Genomic DNA, 16,264 nt, shown 5'->3' with positions numbered 1-16,264 from the left:
CGATGTTATTAAATACACTTTCTCCGGCTCCTGGCTCGAAAAAAGAAAAGCGCCGTTTAGGTCGTGGTATCGGTTCAGGTCTGGGTAAAACCGGTGGCCGTGGTCACAAAGGTCTGAAATCACGCTCAGGCGGTAAAGTACGTCCGGGTTTTGAAGGCGGTCAAATGCCTCTGAAACAACGTCTGCCTAAGTTCGGTTTCACGTCATTAAAAGGTCTGGTATCAGCAGAAGTGCGTTTGCACGAGCTGGCATTAGTCGCTGGTGACGTCGCTGATCTGAGCACACTGGCTGAAGCGAACGTTATCACTCGCAACATCAAATTCGCGAAAGTAGTTCTGTCTGGTGAGTTGGCGCGTCCAATCACTGTGAAAGGCCTGCGTGTAACGAAAGGTGCGCGTGCTGCGATCGAAGCTGCTGGCGGTAAAGTCGAAGAATAATAAGGATAGTACGCGATGGCTAAACCAGGTCAGGACTTAAAAGGCGCGAAGGGCGGGCTCAGTGAACTGAAAGCTCGTCTGTTAGTAGTGCTTTTTGCCGTAGTCATTTTCCGACTGGGCTCATTTGTGCCAATTCCTGGAATTGACGCCACCGTGCTAGCTCAATTATTCGAGCAACAAAAAGGTACCATCGTTGAAATGTTTAACATGTTCAGCGGTGGTGCTCTTGAGCGTGCGTCTGTGTTTGCGTTAGGCATCATGCCATATATTTCTGCTTCAATTATTGTTCAGCTTTTGACGGTTATGCACCCAAAAATGGCTGAATTGAAGAAGGAAGGTGAGGCTGGCCGTCGTAAGATTAATCAGTATACACGTTACGGTACCCTTGGATTGGCAACTGTTCAGGCTGCCAGTATCGCAACGGGATTGCCTAATATGATGCCAGGTCTGGTCATTAATCCAGGCTTTGGTTTCTACGCAATTGCTGTGATTAGTCTGGTCACTGGTACCATGTTTTTAATGTGGTTGGGTGAACAGGTTACTGAGCGCGGTATTGGCAATGGCATCTCGTTGTTGATCTTCACGGGTATTGTTGCTGGCTTCCCGTCTGCCGTTGGCCAGACGATTGAGATGGCACGTCAAGGCGATATGCACTTTTTGTTACTGTTGTTCATTGCGTTTATTGTTGTCGTCGTAACCTGGTTCGTCGTTTTCTTCGAACGTGGTCAGCGCCGGATCGTTGTGAATTATGCAAAGCGTCAGCAGGGCCGTCAGGTGTATGCAGCGCAAAGCAGCCATTTACCGTTAAAAGTAAATATGGCTGGCGTAATTCCGCCAATCTTCGCTTCGAGCATCATTTTGTTCCCAGGAACAATCGCTACCTGGTTTGGTACAGGTGATGGTATGATAGCCAACTTTTTCCAAGAGCTGGCATTAATGCTGTCTCAGGGACAACCGTTGTATATCATTTTATATGCTGCGGCTATCGTGTTCTTCTGTTTCTTCTACACAGCGCTGGTGTTTAACCCGCGTGAAACAGCAGACAACCTGAAAAAATCTGGCGCTTTTATTCCGGGTATTCGTCCTGGTGAACAGACGTCTAAATACATCGATAAAGTAATGACACGCTTAACCTTAGCTGGTGCAGCATATATTACCTTTATCTGTTTGGTTCCTGAGTTCATGATGGTTGCACTTGATGTGCAATTCTACTTCGGTGGTACATCTTTATTGATTATCGTCGTTGTGATTATGGACTTTATGGCACAGGTACAGACCCACTTGATGTCACATCAATATGAGTCTGTGCTTAAAAAAGCAAATCTTAAGGGCTTCGGTCGTTAAGGTACTATTGCGGAGTTAAGTCATGAAAGTACGAGCTTCCGTTAAGAAGATCTGCCGTAACTGCAAAGTTATCAAGCGCAACAACGTTGTGCGGGTAATTTGTGTAGAGCCTAAGCACAAGCAACGTCAGGGCTAACAGCAGAAAAAATTAGGTCAGGGCTAAACTGTTTGGTTTAGCCCGGACTTATTGTTGCAATATGGCCGCCGTTTGAGTATCCTTACGGGCTTTTCAAATCGGCACCCTTAAACTCATTTATAGGAGAACGTTAGTGGCCCGTATCGCTGGCATTAACATCCCCGATAATAAACATGCGGTCATTTCTTTGACCTATGTTTTTGGTATCGGTAAAACCCGCTCAAAAGCCATCCTGGCTGCAGTGGGCATCGAAGAAAATCGTAAAATCTCTACGTTATCAGACGCAGAGCTCGATACTCTTCGTGACGAAGTTGCTAAGTACACCGTTGAAGGTGACTTACGCCGTGAAATCACGTTAAACATCAAACGTTTGATGGACCTTGGTTGCTACCGTGGCCTGCGTCATCGCCGTAGTCTGCCGGTTCGTGGTCAGCGCACTAAAACTAACGCGCGTACCCGCAAGGGCCCACGCAAAGCAATCAAGAAATAAGACGGGGTAAAACATGGCTAAAGCACCAGTTCGTACTCGTAAACGGGTAAAAAAGCAAGTTTCTGACGGTATGGCTCATATCCATGCCTCTTTCAACAATACCATCGTCACTATTACTGACCGTCAAGGCAATGCTCTGTGCTGGGCAACTGCCGGTGGTTCTGGTTATCGTGGTTCGCGTAAGTCTACGCCGTTTGCTGCACAGGTTGCTGCCGAACGCGCTGGTACTGCCGCGTTAGAGTATGGTCTGAAGAATCTTGAAGTTTTCGTAAACGGTCCTGGTCCAGGTCGTGAGTCAGCCATTCGTGCGCTGAACGCAGCTGGCTACCGCATTACGAATATCACCGACGTGACGCCAATTCCACACAATGGTTGCCGTCCACCGAAAAAACGTCGCGTGTAACAAGCGCTTCTAAGATTATTGGAGAAAGAAGATGGCAAGATATTTGGGTCCTAAGCTCAAACTGAGTCGTCGCGAAGGTACAGATCTGTTCCTGAAAAGCGGCGTCCGAGCAATCGATTCAAAGTGTAATTTAACTACAGCTCCAGGTCAGCACGGCGCTCGTCGCGGTCGCTTATCGGACTACGGTTTACAATTACGCGAAAAACAAAAAGTACGTCGTATTTATGGCGTATTAGAGAAGCAGTTCCGTAACTATTACAAAGAAGCTGCTCGTTTGAAGGGTAACACCGGCGAAAACCTGCTCCAGTTGTTGGAATCACGTCTGGACAACGTAGTGTATCGCATGGGTCTGGCTAGCACACGTGCTGAAGCACGTCAGTTAGTCAGCCACAAAGCTATCATGCTTGATGGCCGCGTAGTGAATATCCCATCTTACGCTGTGTCACCAGAACAAGTGATCGCTGTTCGCGAAAAAGCGAAGAAGCAAGCGCGTATCGTTGCTGCTTTAGAAGTTGCTGAACAACGTGAAAAACCAACTTGGGTTGAAGTTGACACGAAAAAGATGGAAGGCGTTTACAAGCGTCGTCCAGAGCGTTCAGATTTGTCTGCTGACATCAACGAACAGTTAATCGTCGAGCTTTACTCTAAGTAGTAAGGCATTTTCTTAAGAGAGGATAAAATGCAGGGTTCTGTCACCGAATTCCTTAAGCCGAGATTAGTTGGTATCGAAAAAATCAACCCAACTCGTGCCAAAGTTACTTTGGAACCACTTGAGCGCGGTTTCGGGCATACCTTGGGCAACGCGTTACGTCGTATCCTTTTATCGTCTATGCCAGGTTGTGCAGTGACTGAAGTGGAAATCGATGGCGTGCTTCATGAGTACAGCGCCAAAGAAGGCGTGCAGGAAGATATCATTGATATTCTCCTGAACCTGAAAGGCTTAGCCGTTCGTTTGGAAGACAAAGACGAAGTCACTCTGACTTTAACCAAAAAAGGTGCTGGCCCTGTAACTGCTGGTGATATCCAGCGTGGTGACGGTGTAGTAATCGTTAACCCTGAGCACGTAATTTGTAACCTGACCGGCGAGACTGAATTCAGTATGCGCCTGAAGGTACAACGTGGTCGCGGTTACGTGCCTGCATCAGCCCGAGTGTCCTCTGAAGATGACGAGCGTCCAATTGGTCGTTTGCTGCTTGACGCTTCTTTCAGCCCGGTTGAGCGTATTGCTTACTCGGTTGAAGCGGCGCGGGTAGAACAACGTACTGACCTGGACAAACTGGTAATCGACATGGAAACCAACGGCACTGTAGAGCCGGAGGAAGCAATTCGTCGAGCTGCGACAATTCTGGCTGAACAGCTGGAGTTCTTCGTAGAACTGCGCGACAAGAGCGAGCCAGAGAAACGTGAAGAGAAGCCGGAGTTTGATCCGATTCTGTTACGTCCTGTCGATGATCTGGAATTAACAGTTCGTTCTGCCAACTGTCTGAAGGCAGAGCAGATTCAGTACATTGGTGATCTGGTGCAACGTACCGAGGTTGAGCTTCTGAAGACGCCTAACTTGGGTAAAAAGTCACTTACCGAAATCAAAGACGTGTTGGCGTCACGTGGTTTATCTCTGGGCATGCGCCTGGAAAACTGGCCGCCAGCAAGTTTGGTAAATAAAGACTAACCAGATACCAGTTCCTGGTTTAGTGAGAAGGAATAGATCATGCGCCATCGCAAGAGTGGTCGTCAGTTAAATCGGAACAGCAGCCACCGTCAGGCAATGTTCCGCAATATGGCAAGCTCGCTGGTGAAGCACGAAATCATCAAAACGACTCTGCCAAAAGCAAAAGAGTTACGCCGTGTAATCGAACCTTTGATCACACTGGCTAAAAATGATAGCGTTGCAAATCGCCGTTTAGCTTTTGCCCGTACACGTGATAAAGAAGTTGTTGGTTTACTGTTCAACGTTTTAGGCCCGCGTTACAACGCGCGTCCAGGTGGTTACACTCGTATCATGAAGTGTGGCTTCCGTACCGGTGACAATGCGCCAATGGCTTACATCGAGTTAGTTGATCGTCCAGAAGTGGGCGCTCTGCCAGTTGAAGAAACTGCTGCTGAGTAATCAACTCGAATCTAAAAAGCCGGCTGATGCCGGCTTTTTTTTTACTCAATTTCTGCTGTCTTTATCGTACACTGACTCTGTTAAAGGTAAATGCATCAAAAAAGCCAACAATGTCTCACGCCTTACTGTGACCTTTTCGTTATAGTTTAGCTGTCGTAGCCGGCTTGCAGCTTCAATATGTAATTCCATACAAACCAGATTGTATCGAACTTGTTTTCAATCCTCGCAGCGGCAGATAATGGGCGACTATGCCGCAGAGTATCACTCCAAACAAGCTCAGCCCATATAGTGTCAGGTTTAGTATTCTTGCATCATCAAACCCGGGCAACAATTTCGGCTGATTTTGCAGCCGCAGCCAGCCAATACCGAGCAAAATAGTACTAATTGACACCGCTCCGGCCAACAGACGTACATATTCGCTGCCAGATTCCTGCACTATACGTCTGAACTGTGCACCAAGTGCCAGCTTGATACTAAATTCACTGCGACGTAGCAGCAGGTTGTATTGCATTACGCCAATCAGGCAAATCCCTAAAATCACTAAGGTAAAAAGTGCCACGGCAGTAGCACCAAGCAGCATCAGTTTTTTTGGTAAGTATAATTGTGCTACCTGGCCGGACAGTAAGCTGAAATGAGTTAAAGCAAATTGGCTATGGGCTTGCTTTAAGCTTTGGAACATCTGTGCTTTGCTGAATGTGGCACCGGGTTCGAGTTTGATTAACATCCAGAATGCAGTGCCCAGATTGGTCATATAGAAGCGCGGTGGAGTCGTTGCAAGCCTCGGAAGCTGAATATCTTCGGTTACTCCGACTATCGTAAAAGGTCGTTGCTAGATATCCAGCCGGACTCGCTTACCGAGCACTTGCGTTAGGGCGGCTGTGTCGATGTCCGTGGGATGAGGTGTCTCACTAGTCAAAAGTTGCATCGCAAAAGTTCGGTTAACCACCATATTCGGTGAACGTGTTTTGTTAATATCTTCGGCGTTTAATCCACGACCAGCGAGCAAAGCCTGGCCTGCCACCTTAAAATAATACTGACCTACATTCTGGTGTATCGGATAAAAGCGCCGTTCTCTGGTGGTTGAAGTGCCCGGGTTCACATCAGTCGCCGCCATCTGGAATCGATCGACCAGCGGATTAAAAGCGAAGCTGACTCCGGCAATGCTTGGTTGCTGCCTGAGCTGCCGCGCTAACTCTGCAACTTTTAGCCCATAACTGTACCAACCTTGCCAGTCGAGGCTGGCTACCGAAAACTCTACCTGAAGCAAATTTTCGCTGGTCAAACCGAGTGGGCGTAGTAGTTTGTGCCAAGCGTCCGTCACCACCAAACTGCTCAGATACACCAACACAATAGCGCAGCCAAATTGCAGCAAAATAAAACTGCGGCGGAAAGTGGACGGTGTTTGCACACCTGCGCCTTTCCCACTGCTTTGTAGAGCCAGACTCAGCTGATGATAACGCAGAGTGTGCAGCGATAACGTGTCAATCAGCATTGCCAGCAACATAGCCAGTATCAGCGCAGTGATGACACTAAATGCTGACAAGCCAAGTTCGCTGCCTCTCGGAAAAAAGCCATTAAACCAATGATTCAATGCATAAAAGCCGGCATGTGTCAGTAACAGTGCCAGTCCGATTGATGACAGCATCAGCAGCATTGATTCGGCAAATAACTGTTGTCCCAGTTGAGTGCGTCTAGCCCCGAGGGCTGCCCGTACGGCCAGTTGTTTTTGCATTAACATTAGCCGCGACAAAAACAAGTTCAGAATGTTGGCGCTGGCTATCATTAATAAGCCGGTACCTCCAAGCAGAAACAGCAGCAAAATAGATTCAGTACCACGACTGACAACTTGTTGCAGAGGCTGAAATTGTAGTTTCAGGTGCCAGTCGGCAAAGTTGGCTGTTCCCGCGAGATTGTCTGCAAATTGCTGCTTTGCCAAGGGAGTGAGCGCTGCTAGCTATTGTTGTAAAGCTGCTGCACCGCCTTTGACCAGTAAAAAGCTGTGTTCGTCGGCTAGCGGCCAGCTTTCTTTAAAAGCGGCTTTGTTATAATCCCAGGATAGATACAGATCTACCGCTGGCAAGGCTGGCCGGAGCTGTGGTGGCGTAAAATCTTTTGCCAGGACTCCCAGCACATCCGCTCTTTGCTGAAACAATAATTGCCATGCCTGATAGCTCAAAATGACTCCTGGGTTCATACCACCCGGTTGTTGCGCCTCGGAAAAACCATGGCCGAGCAACAAAGGCATAACTAACATTTGCAGCAGCTCCGGTGAGGTATATGCGATGCTCAGGCTAGGCTGTGTTGGGTCCGACATCACAACGTCTTGTGTCAGATGCAATAAAGCTTGTGATATCGCAGGTAATTCGGGTCTGACAAGGGATTGGGCTGCAGGCGACTTTAAGTTCTGGATCCGCTGCTAGTCCCGAATTTGAGCATAAAGGTGTTCCGCCGCCGGATGTAATACAGCAGATGACTGCAGCTTACCTGTGCCATAAAGCCGTTGGTATTGCAGCAGCTGAAGCTGGTCTGATGCCGGATAAGGCAAAGGCTTAAACAGGACCTGCCAGCCCAGGGTCAGTACCCATAAAAACACCCCCGCTGGCAATGCCAATTGTCAGCACTACTGTCAGGGCGAAACTTTTGTCCTGCCACAACGACCGGCTACTTTGCTTGAGCCAGATATCAAATTGCACGTTCATTTCCCTTTTCTTTGCAGGTTAATATGACGCGCAGCCTCGGCTGGGCTTGCACTCTCAGGCAGCTCAGCAGCATTGCAGCCGTTTGCCATCGGAAACAGAACGACGCGTGCGCCAATCTATTGTCCTTGTAGCGCATGGAGCGCCGGTTTGCGGATAATGCCCCAGACTGACAAAAGTGTGGTCAGCAACGTCAGCAGCATTATCAGCAGTAGCGGTAGTACAAAGCCGCCGGCCGACAGTTGCACGCTGAATACGGTTTGCTGCAGACCAAGCCACAAAGCCATCAACAACAAGGCTGCGAGTATCAGTCCTGCCAGAACAGGTTTTAAGTTCTCAAGCAGTAGTTGGCGCAAAATCGTGCCGGGTCGGGCGCCGATCGCCATCCGCACGCCCAGTTCAAATCTGCGCAATTGCATGCTGTAGCTCAGCACGCCATAGATGCCGATGGTAGCCAGCAGGAAACTCAGTAAGACCACAATGCTGGTCACGCCGGCTGTCAGCACGTTGCGCAGCAGCAGCCGGTCGATATTCTGTTCAATGCTGTAAATGTTGGCGGCGCGATAGTGCGCAGAGACCTGAGCCATCGCCTGATTGATCACCGTTTTGTCGGCTTGCATGCCGGGCTTGAGTTGCACCTGCAAATTTGCAGAATTGCCGAGGTTACGGGTCAAATAACTGCGGCCTGTTTCTGTGGGCGACCACAGATCCGGTAAATAGTGGTCAGCGCTGATACCGATAATCTCAAAGGTCAGCTGGCCATCGGTGGAATACAGCTTATGGCCGAGTACCTGACCATCCGGTTGTATTTGCTTAGCCAGCGTCTGATTGATGATCAGCACTGGCGCCTGATTGCTGATTTCCTGCGCAGTGAAATTACGCCCTTGCAGTAATGCAATGCCAAATAATGGCAGATAGAACTGATCGGTATAGACAGCACGGCTGAACAACAAACGGTCGGTCCGTTCCGGAGCCGTCAGAAAATTGGCCGAACCGTAATATCCGTCAAAAGAGATCGGTGGATAGTTGCTGACCGAAACAGACTGTACAGTCGGATGTTGCGCCAGTATATCCCGCACCTGCATCAGCTCTTCTTTTTGCTGACGCAAGGCGGCCCGGCGCTCCGCCAGCGGCAGGTTTTCATCTGGTGCCGGCGTGACGTTGTCTATTGTGACCTGATAACGGTCACTGCTGCTAAAACCAGTCTGCTGCCCAAGTTGCTGTAAGGATTGCAACAACACCTGAGCACTGCAAATTAATAGTAAGGCTGCCAGTGCGACCTGAGCGCCAATCAGCGCCTGACGTATACGCCTGCTGACCTGAATACCACTGCCTTTACCGCTGCTTTGCAGCTGTTGTTGTAAAGCCCGGTAATTGATATGCCGGCTGATCAGCCAGGCAAACCCCAGCGCCAGCAGCAGGCAGACCAGCACGGCAAACCCGAGGGTGGGGCCGTTCAACCCTAGTGTATGCAAATGAGGTAAAGTTGTGCCGGCATATTGCCACAGCAGCGCATAGGCGCCCTCGGCTACAAGCAGAGCCAGACTCAGTGCCAGCGTCAGCAACCAGCTGAGTTCGGCCAGTACAGTGCCGATTAAGTGATGTCGCTGCGCGCCCAAGGCCGCCTGAATACTCATGGTGCGTTGTTGGCGCACGGCGCGTGAGATTAACAGGTTGGTGATATTGGCGGCCGCGATCAGCAATAACAATACACTGCCGATCAGCATTGACAGCGTCGCTTTGCTGCTGTCCCCTTCCAGGGCCAGACGCAGCGGGTCTGCCTGAAAACGCACGGTGCGGCCGGCTTGTGCCGGGATCGCAGCTATTTCCTCTTCAAAACGCTGAGCGACTATTGGTCTGAGTTCCTGCTCGAAGGCCAGCCGGTCCTGTGCCCGTCGCAGCTTAGCCAGATACAAGTGCGCACCGCTGATATCGCCGGGTCTGGCGTTACTGTCTGGCGCATAGTCCCATGGTAACCAGACATTGTTACGCCGGGCCGGCCCGGTCAAGGCCGGCTCTTCAAAAGTGGCAGCCGCAATGCCAATCACTTTAAACGACTGGTTACCAATTTGTACCGAGCGTTCCAGCATGGCCGGATCCGCGTTGTAGTGCTGGCGCCAGATGTGTTCGCTCAGGATCACCACAGCGCGATGACTGCCTAAGTCTTCTTCAGCACTGAACGCGCGGCCGTGCAGCATCGGCATCTGAAACATTCGCATATAACCGGGCGTGGTATAAGCCACCTGAATTTCCGGGCTGTGCGCCAAATCCCGCAGAGTCATTCCGACATAAGAAAAACCAAACAGCGCCTGCTCGCTGACATAAGCCGACGGTTGTGCATATTGCTGGCGGAACAGGTGAACTGGCAGCAGCCTTTGGTATAACATCCGGCCATCTTTTTCCAGCCAGGTCGTGCTGCCGACGATTAACTGATCCTCGTCGGCATAAGGTAAAGGCGCTGTCAGCACCTGATAGTTCAGGTTAAACATCGCGATTAAAGTGCCGAGCGTCAGGCCAAGTGTCAGTACTACAGTTGCTGCATAACCCCTGGCTTTGCTAAGCGAATAACAGGCGGTGGCGAGCGCTTTCCAAAATCTCATGGGATCATCCTTATCAATTGATGTTGCGGGACTGCGTACTGCAGCCCGGCAGCACTGTGGCAATAGCCAGCAGTAAAAGGGGCAATATCAGGCTGTGCAGCATCCAGAGCTGAAAGCCGGCGATCATGGCGCGACCTGACGTAATGGTTGGGGATGTTGCAAAGGCGCGCCATCGGCATCCAGAATGCGGCCATCGAGTAAATGCAGTTTGCGGCCGGCCATATCGGCATAACGCGGGTCATGCGTCACCATACATAGGGTGGTGCCCTTACGATTCAGTTCGCACAGCATCTCCATCACGGCGTCGCCATTTTTGGAATCGAGGTTTCCCGTTGGCTCGTCCACTAATAACAAGGCGGGGTTACCCACTAAAGCGCGGGCAATGGCGATCCGCTGTTGCTGACCACCGGATAATTGGTTGGGCCTGTGGCCAGAGCGATGTGTCATATCGACTTTTTGCAGACAGGCCTGCACCCGCGCGTCAATCTCTGCTTTTGGGATGCTGCTGCGCCGGTAGCGCAGCGGCAGAGCTATGTTGTCAAATACTGTCAGTTCGTCAATTAAGTTAAACGACTGAAAAATAAAACCGATTTTCTCATTGCGAATGTAAGCGGCTTCAGACAGCGACAAACCGCTGACTTCGTGGCCTTCAATCTGATAACTGCCGCTGGTTGGCATGTCCAGTAAGCCTAACAGCGACAATAAGGTGGATTTGCCACAGCCTGAAGGGCCACAAATGGAAACGAAGTCGCCGGTGTCGATTGCCAAATCGATGCCACGTAGCGCATGAGTTTCCATCTCGTCAGTGGCAAACACCTTAGTGATCCCGCGCATCGAGATGGTGGCCTGTGGCAAATTGGGGGTCTGAGTCATGTTTAAAATTCCTGTTGAAGAGATAATAAGTACAGGCTGATGGTTATTGCTTCACTGCAATCGAATCAGCATCAGCAAAGGTTGTCATATCGGACACCACGAAAATTTCACCTTCAGTAGCGCCGGACTGCAACGCCAGATAGCGGCCGGCTTCATCGCCAAATTGCAGTTGCGTGCTCTGTAGTTGCTGGTTGTTCTGGTCATAACGAAACAGTTTGCTGCTGGCATGGCTTTGCACGTTGACAGGGCGCTCCAGATACAACACGTTTTTTAAATCGGCAGTGAAGATCTGCGCATCAACATTCAATTCAGGCCGGGCCGAGGCGGGCACCGCGTCGACAAAACGCAGCTCGACTTCGACAGTTCCGTCCTGTACCTGTGGCGTAATGCGGCTGACTTCGGCTTCGGCGGTTTCACGCCGGGTATTGACGATGGCTGGCTGTCCAAGTCGCAATTGCTCGACCTTAGATTGCGACACGCGAATCAGCGCCTGCAAATCCTGACGACTGCCGACCAATGCCAGTTCCTGACCAGCAGTTACGCTTTGCCCCAGTTCGACCGGCAAGCGTTGTAATACGCCCTCAATACCGGCACGGACTGTCAGTTTGGCCACCCGCTGCTCCAATCGTTGTAACAGGGCTTTGGCCTGATTCAGCTCTTCGGTGGCAATATTCAAGTCTTCGGTGGCGACGTCTTTGAGTTGTTGCAAACGCTGTTTTTGCAGGATTATCCGCTCCGACAACTGGCGTTCCTGCAGCTCTGCACTTTGATATTCGATGGCAGGGATCACGCCACGCGCAGCTAAATCACGGTTCGCGGCTAACCGCAGCTTTTGTGTATCGCGCTGCGCGGTCAGTTCGGCCAAAACAGCCTCTTCTGCCAGGATTTCGCGCTGGTTAGCCAGCTGGCCCCGTTTAAGTGCCGCCCGCTGACGGCTGACAGCCATGCTGGCGGTGTCGAGTTCCTGCTGTAATTGTGGGTCCTGCAACTGCAGGATCACCGAGTCAGCCAGCACTTCAGCACCAGGGCGCAGTAAGATCTCTGCCACAGTGGCCGGGCTTTCGGCGGAGATTAAACGTTGTCTGTTCGAACGCAACACGCCATAGCCATCGACGGATACCTGCAGATCACCGCGTTTCACGGTGCTGAGCAGCAATTGGCTGCGGTTAACCTGTTGGTCCGCGACCGGCGATGCAATCAGGCGACCAACTAACAGCAAGCCGCTCAGGATTCCGACTGCAATCGCTGGTTGTTTCCAGCGCTGTTTGGATTTATTGAGTTTGACGTCCATTCATTATCCTCGCCGCGGCGCTGCTGGTGAAAGTTAAAACGGGCCACCGTCGCATCCAGGGAAAATGACAGCGGCGGCACCGGTAAACACTTTTAATTACTAAAAATGCAGACAAGATTGATGCCACAAATTAACTTCATATTAATCAGATGGATACGTGATATGTTCGATTTAGTCATATTAAAAACGTCCGGAATCGGACGGCATATTCCGAAATCGGACCGCTGGTCCGGTTTCGCTGGCGAACGATTTAGGTGTTGTTTACCCGCATCGGTATTGTCGATATCGCGCTGGCAGTACCGGCTCAAGCGCCGTGTACTAGTTGGTTCGTTGCTGAGTACTTTACTGATGCCGTTGACAGGTATGTTGTACTCAGGTGCCAGCGGCCTTGGTTTTCAGTTGTGGGGCTGGGTATCTGTTGATTAGCTTGATCACGATACACCTGCTGCGGCAAATCAGGCCGTGGCTGCAGTTATCGGCTCGTCGCCGGCGGCAACTGCCGGATTAAGGGGCAGGAGCAAGCAGGCACAGGCTCCGGTAATACCGTCATTGCGATTCGTCAGGGTTAATTCCCCACCCAGTGTGCGCGCAATTTGCCGGCAAAGCGCCAGACCAATGCCCTGGCCTTTCGGTTTAGTGGTGTAAAACGGTACGAATAAGTTAGCGGTGTTCGATACGCCATGGCCCTGATCCAACAGCTGAATACAGAGATGGTTTGGCTGTTGGCTGAACCGGAGCTCCAGCGTGCCGGCCGGACTATCGGCTTCGATGGCGTTTTTCAGCAAGTTAATCAGTAGTTGCTGCAGCAGGGTCGGGTCGGATTGAAAGCTCAGCGACGGCCCTGATAGTTGCAAACCGGCGTGCGGATAAAGCAGCTGTAGACTTTGGCCTAAAGTACCGGACTGCACTGGTTGCAACTGCACACTAAGCGGTTTGCTGAGTTGCGCATAACGGCCGACAAAATTCTGCAAATGCCGGCTGCGTTCGTGGATCAGCTTTAAAGCATCTTGTTCCCGGCCTGGCGCCGTTTTTTGCAGTAAATACTCGGTCAGACTCTGGACTGGCGTCAGCGAGTTATGGATCTCGTGGCTGAGTACCCGGATTAACTGCTGCCAGGCTTGTAACTGGTTTTCCCGCAGTGCCAGTTCAATATCGATAAACACCAGCAACTGATAGCGCTCGCCTTGATCAACAAAGCGGCTGTGGCGAATTTGCCATTGCTGGCGGCGATCCGCAGCACTGAATTGCCATTGCGGTACTGCTTCTAAACCCAAGCTGGCGGCGCTGCTATGTTTTAAACTTTGCCAGGGCTGGCCGAATAGCAACTGAAATTGTTCGTTGGCATAACTGAGCTGGGCTTTATGGTTCAGTACCAGAATTGGCGTATTCAGCTGGTCGATTAAACGGTACAACAAAAACTGCTGTTCATCAAAAAAGCTTTTGCGCTGCTGCAGCTGAGCGGATAGCTGTTGTAGTTGTTGCTGAAATTCCGCCGCGATGCCGCTGGCATAAGCGGGTTTGGCTTGCAGGCTGTAATCCTGCAATTGCAAAGCATCAAGCTGCACGCTGGCGCGGCGAAATGCCGACAATAATTGCCGGCGGTTTAGTAAGTTAAACCGACAGAACCACCAGCAACTCAGGCCTGTGAGCAACCAGACCCACCAGACAGGCCACAGCCAGCAGACCAGAACTGCCAGTGAGAATGCCAGTAACAAAGCAAGACTGTTTTGCACGGCGGTTTGCCGTTCAAGGCTTTGATTAAACCAGGCCATATTTTTCCAGCCGCCGGTATAAAGAGGATTTGGTAATACCCAATTGATCGGCCGCTTTTTGTTTGTTAGCCGGGTGTTGGGCCAGTGCCCGTTTGATCAGCTGTAGCTCGGCTTGTTCTAAAGTCAGTTGCGGTAGTTCGTTGCCAGCCATTCCCAATTTGGCCGTATCGTCGGGAGCTGACTGCGCGGCCTGCTGCTGTGCCTGATATGGCAAATGTAAATCGCTGAGTTCTATCTGACTTTGTTGACAGAGTAACACCGCACGCTCCAATAAATGGCTCAGTTCGCGTAAGTTACCGGGCCATGCATATTGCATCAGCTGTTGTTGTGCGCTGGCAGTTAACCGTAAGCCGGGCTTGTGATAGCGTACGCCATGCTTATATAAGAAGTGTTCTGTGAGCGGTGCGATATCTTCTGGTCTTTCCCTGAGGGGGGGAATACGAAACTCCAGCGTGTTGAGGCGATAATATAGATCCTGGCGAAATAAGCCTTGCCGGATTAACGCTGTAAAATCAGCATTGGTCGCTGAAATCAGTCTGGCATTGCTGAGCTGTGTCTGACTGGAGCCGACCACCTCATATTCGCCGGTTTCCAGTACGCGCAACAACTTTGCTTGTTGTGCCAGCGGTAAGCAGGCAATTTCATCCAAAAATAAGCTACCACCTGTGGCCAGCGTGAAGCGGCCAACCCTTGATTCTTTTGCATCGGTGAAAGCACCTTTTTTATGGCCGAATAACTCACTTTCAAACAGTGCTTCCGGGATAGCGGCCATATTGACGGAGATCAGTGGGCCCTGGCTGCGGCCAGAGTGTTGGTGTAACCAATGTGCCAGTTGGCTTTTACCGGTACCATTTTCGCCGGTCAGTAATACTGTTGCCTCAGTATCAGCCACTGTGCGTAATTGTTGCATTAACCGGCACATCGCTGGGCTGCGCCAATTTAGCTCGCTGGCAGATTCATTCTGTTGGCCATCGAGCTGGCGGATCAATGCCCGGTTTTCCGCTTTTAACCGGCTGAGTTTTAGCTGTTGCTGCAGGACCTGTAGCAACCTTTGGTTCTGCCAGGGTTTTTCCACGAAGTCACCGGCACCGGCTTGCATGGCCTGCACAACTAGCTGTGTGTTCGACCACGCGGTCATCGCGATCACCGGGATGTCGGTATAGTGCTGTTGTAAATAATGCAAAAAGCGCAGGCCTTCTTCGCCGGACGTGGTGTCCAGCTGAAAGTTCATATCCAGTAAGATAAGGTCTGGTTGTAATGCTGTTAACACATCACGGGCTTGCACCGGGTTTTCCAGTTCACTGACACGATAACCCTGATCCTCCAATACAAAGCGGACTGCCATGCGCAGTTCCCGATTATCGTCAATCACTACTATATGTTGCTGCGTATGCTCTGATGGTGACGGACTCATTGATGGACTCCCGCGATGAATCTCTACTATTCCGTGCAAAGGGCTGTATCTCAAACTAAAGCGGGCATAAAAGCAATCGATGTAGACCCGCTGCGCGGGGGTCAGCAAGTTTGATGCCTAAGGGCGATTGGCAAATAGATCCGGCCGGATCCTATTTATTAGCCAATAATCGCTGGTTAATTCGACAATAAAAGCAGGTTTGTTGAAAAAACCATCAAACGATCATCATTCTGTAAAAAAGATCTTGTGATCGATTCTGATCTCTCTATAATGCGCTCCATCGACAGCGACGACGGATTCGGAAACGAAGAAATCAAACGCGACAGATTCTGAAAGTGGTTGAGAATCAACGACTTTCGCCGTTAAGTAGAACGGCAGCTCTTTAACAATTAGCAATCAATCATCTGTGTGGGCACTCGTTGGAGATGATTCGCGTAATACGAATAAATCTTCAGTTGAGTGACTATATAGTCAATTTATTTAGTCAGTAAACTGAGCAAAACTTTTAATTGAAGAGTTTGATCATGGCTCAGATTGAACGCTGGCGGCAGGCCTAACACATGCAAGTCGAGCGGGGTTTTCGGACCTAGCGGCGGACGGGTGAGTAATGCGTAGGAAGCTACCCGATAGAGGGGGATACCAGTTGGAAACGACTGTTAATACCGCATAATGTCTACGGACCAAAGTGTGGGACCTTCGGG

General features: G+C 50.6%; 17 protein-coding genes and 1 rRNA gene. 9 read left to right on the top strand and 9 right to left on the bottom strand.

Annotation, left to right across the window (positions count from 1 at the left end):
- Window positions 1-2: 2 nt before the first annotated feature.
- From rplO to rplQ, 8 genes are all read left to right on the top strand, one after another.
- Entirely contained in the window at window positions 3-437 is a 435-nt protein-coding gene (rplO, locus tag Q399_RS0110425) for a 50S ribosomal protein L15 (protein WP_031568303.1), read from the top strand.
- 15 nt (window positions 438-452) lie between these two features.
- Window positions 453-1,781 (top strand): preprotein translocase subunit SecY, encoded by a 1,329-nt coding sequence (gene secY, locus Q399_RS0110420; protein WP_031568302.1) that lies wholly within the window; start codon window positions 453-455, stop codon window positions 1,779-1,781.
- Window positions 1,782-1,803: 22 nt separating this feature from the next.
- Window positions 1,804-1,917, top strand: coding sequence for a 50S ribosomal protein L36 (gene rpmJ / locus Q399_RS21905; protein WP_082335860.1), 114 nt, complete (start codon window positions 1,804-1,806; stop codon window positions 1,915-1,917).
- 133 nt (window positions 1,918-2,050) lie between these two features.
- Entirely contained in the window at window positions 2,051-2,407 is a 357-nt protein-coding gene (rpsM, locus tag Q399_RS0110415; RefSeq protein ID WP_031568301.1) for a 30S ribosomal protein S13, read from the top strand.
- 13 nt (window positions 2,408-2,420) lie between these two features.
- On the top strand, window positions 2,421-2,810 hold the full coding sequence (gene rpsK, locus Q399_RS0110410; RefSeq protein ID WP_031568300.1) for a 30S ribosomal protein S11: 390 nt from the start codon (window positions 2,421-2,423) through the stop codon (window positions 2,808-2,810).
- Between the two features lie 31 nt (window positions 2,811-2,841).
- A complete protein-coding gene (gene rpsD, locus Q399_RS0110405; protein ID WP_031568299.1) occupies window positions 2,842-3,462 on the top strand; it encodes a 30S ribosomal protein S4 in 621 nt (206 codons plus the stop codon).
- A gap of 27 nt (window positions 3,463-3,489) precedes the next feature.
- A complete protein-coding gene (locus tag Q399_RS0110400) occupies window positions 3,490-4,479 on the top strand; it encodes a DNA-directed RNA polymerase subunit alpha (protein ID WP_031568298.1) in 990 nt (329 codons plus the stop codon).
- 39 nt (window positions 4,480-4,518) lie between these two features.
- Entirely contained in the window at window positions 4,519-4,917 is a 399-nt protein-coding gene (gene rplQ, locus Q399_RS0110395) for a 50S ribosomal protein L17 (RefSeq protein WP_031568296.1), read from the top strand.
- Between the two features lie 172 nt (window positions 4,918-5,089).
- Here rplQ and Q399_RS0110385 read toward each other — a convergent pair whose 3' ends face one another.
- The 9 genes from Q399_RS0110385 to Q399_RS0110335 form a co-directional block, all read right to left on the bottom strand.
- Window positions 5,090-5,641 (bottom strand): FtsX-like permease family protein, encoded by a 552-nt coding sequence (locus tag Q399_RS0110385; protein ID WP_157836281.1) that lies wholly within the window; start codon window positions 5,639-5,641, stop codon window positions 5,090-5,092.
- A gap of 105 nt (window positions 5,642-5,746) precedes the next feature.
- Window positions 5,747-6,853, bottom strand: coding sequence for an FtsX-like permease family protein (locus tag Q399_RS0110380; RefSeq protein ID WP_031568292.1), 1,107 nt, complete (start codon window positions 6,851-6,853; stop codon window positions 5,747-5,749).
- 18 nt (window positions 6,854-6,871) lie between these two features.
- Window positions 6,872-7,171 (bottom strand): hypothetical protein, encoded by a 300-nt coding sequence (locus Q399_RS0110375; protein WP_157836280.1) that lies wholly within the window; start codon window positions 7,169-7,171, stop codon window positions 6,872-6,874.
- Window positions 7,172-7,466: 295 nt separating this feature from the next.
- Window positions 7,467-7,616, bottom strand: a complete 150-nt coding sequence (locus Q399_RS22120; RefSeq protein WP_157836279.1) for a hypothetical protein — start codon at window positions 7,614-7,616, stop codon at window positions 7,467-7,469.
- Between the two features lie 116 nt (window positions 7,617-7,732).
- Window positions 7,733-10,213, bottom strand: a complete 2,481-nt coding sequence (locus Q399_RS0110360) for an ABC transporter permease (RefSeq protein ID WP_031568290.1) — start codon at window positions 10,211-10,213, stop codon at window positions 7,733-7,735.
- Window positions 10,214-10,336: 123 nt separating this feature from the next.
- Window positions 10,337-11,086, bottom strand: coding sequence for an ABC transporter ATP-binding protein (locus Q399_RS0110350; RefSeq protein WP_037046068.1), 750 nt, complete (start codon window positions 11,084-11,086; stop codon window positions 10,337-10,339).
- A gap of 43 nt (window positions 11,087-11,129) precedes the next feature.
- The gene (locus tag Q399_RS0110345; RefSeq protein WP_031568288.1) at window positions 11,130-12,377 is read right to left on the bottom strand and encodes an HlyD family secretion protein; all 1,248 of its coding nucleotides are present in this window, start codon (window positions 12,375-12,377) and stop codon (window positions 11,130-11,132) included.
- A gap of 455 nt (window positions 12,378-12,832) precedes the next feature.
- Complete coding sequence (locus Q399_RS21100) at window positions 12,833-14,149, bottom strand: sensor histidine kinase (RefSeq protein WP_051685908.1); 1,317 nt, start codon at window positions 14,147-14,149, stop codon at window positions 12,833-12,835.
- Window positions 14,136-15,563: a sigma-54-dependent transcriptional regulator gene (locus tag Q399_RS0110335; RefSeq protein ID WP_051685907.1), complete on the bottom strand. Its 1,428-nt coding sequence runs from the start codon at window positions 15,561-15,563 to the stop codon at window positions 14,136-14,138. The genes Q399_RS21100 and Q399_RS0110335 overlap by 14 nt, the downstream gene beginning before the upstream one ends.
- A 506-nt stretch (window positions 15,564-16,069) precedes the next feature.
- On the opposite strand from Q399_RS0110335, the gene Q399_RS0110330 reads away from it, so the two are divergent.
- Window positions 16,070-16,264 (top strand): 16S ribosomal RNA (locus Q399_RS0110330); the annotation flags it as partial.

It is taken from the genome of Rheinheimera texasensis DSM 17496, from assembly GCF_000711985.1.
GTDB lineage: Bacteria > Pseudomonadota > Gammaproteobacteria > Enterobacterales > Alteromonadaceae > Pararheinheimera > Pararheinheimera texasensis.
This window is presented reverse-complemented; position numbering and strand designations above follow the sequence as displayed.

Coding starts and splice junctions, on each gene's coding strand:
- rpsK (WP_031568300.1), top strand. CDS start 2,421: ATGGCTAAAGCACCAGTTCGTACTCGTAAACGGGTAAAAAAGCAAGTT.
- Q399_RS0110360 (WP_031568290.1), bottom strand. CDS start 10,213: ATGAGATTTTGGAAAGCGCTCGCCACCGCCTGTTATTCGCTTAGCAAA.
- rpsD (WP_031568299.1), top strand. CDS start 2,842: ATGGCAAGATATTTGGGTCCTAAGCTCAAACTGAGTCGTCGCGAAGGT.
- secY (WP_031568302.1), top strand. CDS start 453: ATGGCTAAACCAGGTCAGGACTTAAAAGGCGCGAAGGGCGGGCTCAGT.
- Q399_RS0110375 (WP_157836280.1), bottom strand. CDS start 7,171: ATGTTAGTTATGCCTTTGTTGCTCGGCCATGGTTTTTCCGAGGCGCAA.
- Q399_RS0110400 (WP_031568298.1), top strand. CDS start 3,490: ATGCAGGGTTCTGTCACCGAATTCCTTAAGCCGAGATTAGTTGGTATC.
- Q399_RS0110350 (WP_037046068.1), bottom strand. CDS start 11,086: ATGACTCAGACCCCCAATTTGCCACAGGCCACCATCTCGATGCGCGGG.
- rpmJ (WP_082335860.1), top strand. CDS start 1,804: ATGAAAGTACGAGCTTCCGTTAAGAAGATCTGCCGTAACTGCAAAGTT.
- Q399_RS21100 (WP_051685908.1), bottom strand. CDS start 14,149: ATGGCCTGGTTTAATCAAAGCCTTGAACGGCAAACCGCCGTGCAAAAC.
- Q399_RS22120 (WP_157836279.1), bottom strand. CDS start 7,616: ATGAACGTGCAATTTGATATCTGGCTCAAGCAAAGTAGCCGGTCGTTG.
- Q399_RS0110345 (WP_031568288.1), bottom strand. CDS start 12,377: ATGGACGTCAAACTCAATAAATCCAAACAGCGCTGGAAACAACCAGCG.
- Q399_RS0110335 (WP_051685907.1), bottom strand. CDS start 15,563: ATGAGTCCGTCACCATCAGAGCATACGCAGCAACATATAGTAGTGATT.
- Q399_RS0110385 (WP_157836281.1), bottom strand. CDS start 5,641: ATGTTAATCAAACTCGAACCCGGTGCCACATTCAGCAAAGCACAGATG.
- rplO (WP_031568303.1), top strand. CDS start 3: ATGTTATTAAATACACTTTCTCCGGCTCCTGGCTCGAAAAAAGAAAAG.
- rplQ (WP_031568296.1), top strand. CDS start 4,519: ATGCGCCATCGCAAGAGTGGTCGTCAGTTAAATCGGAACAGCAGCCAC.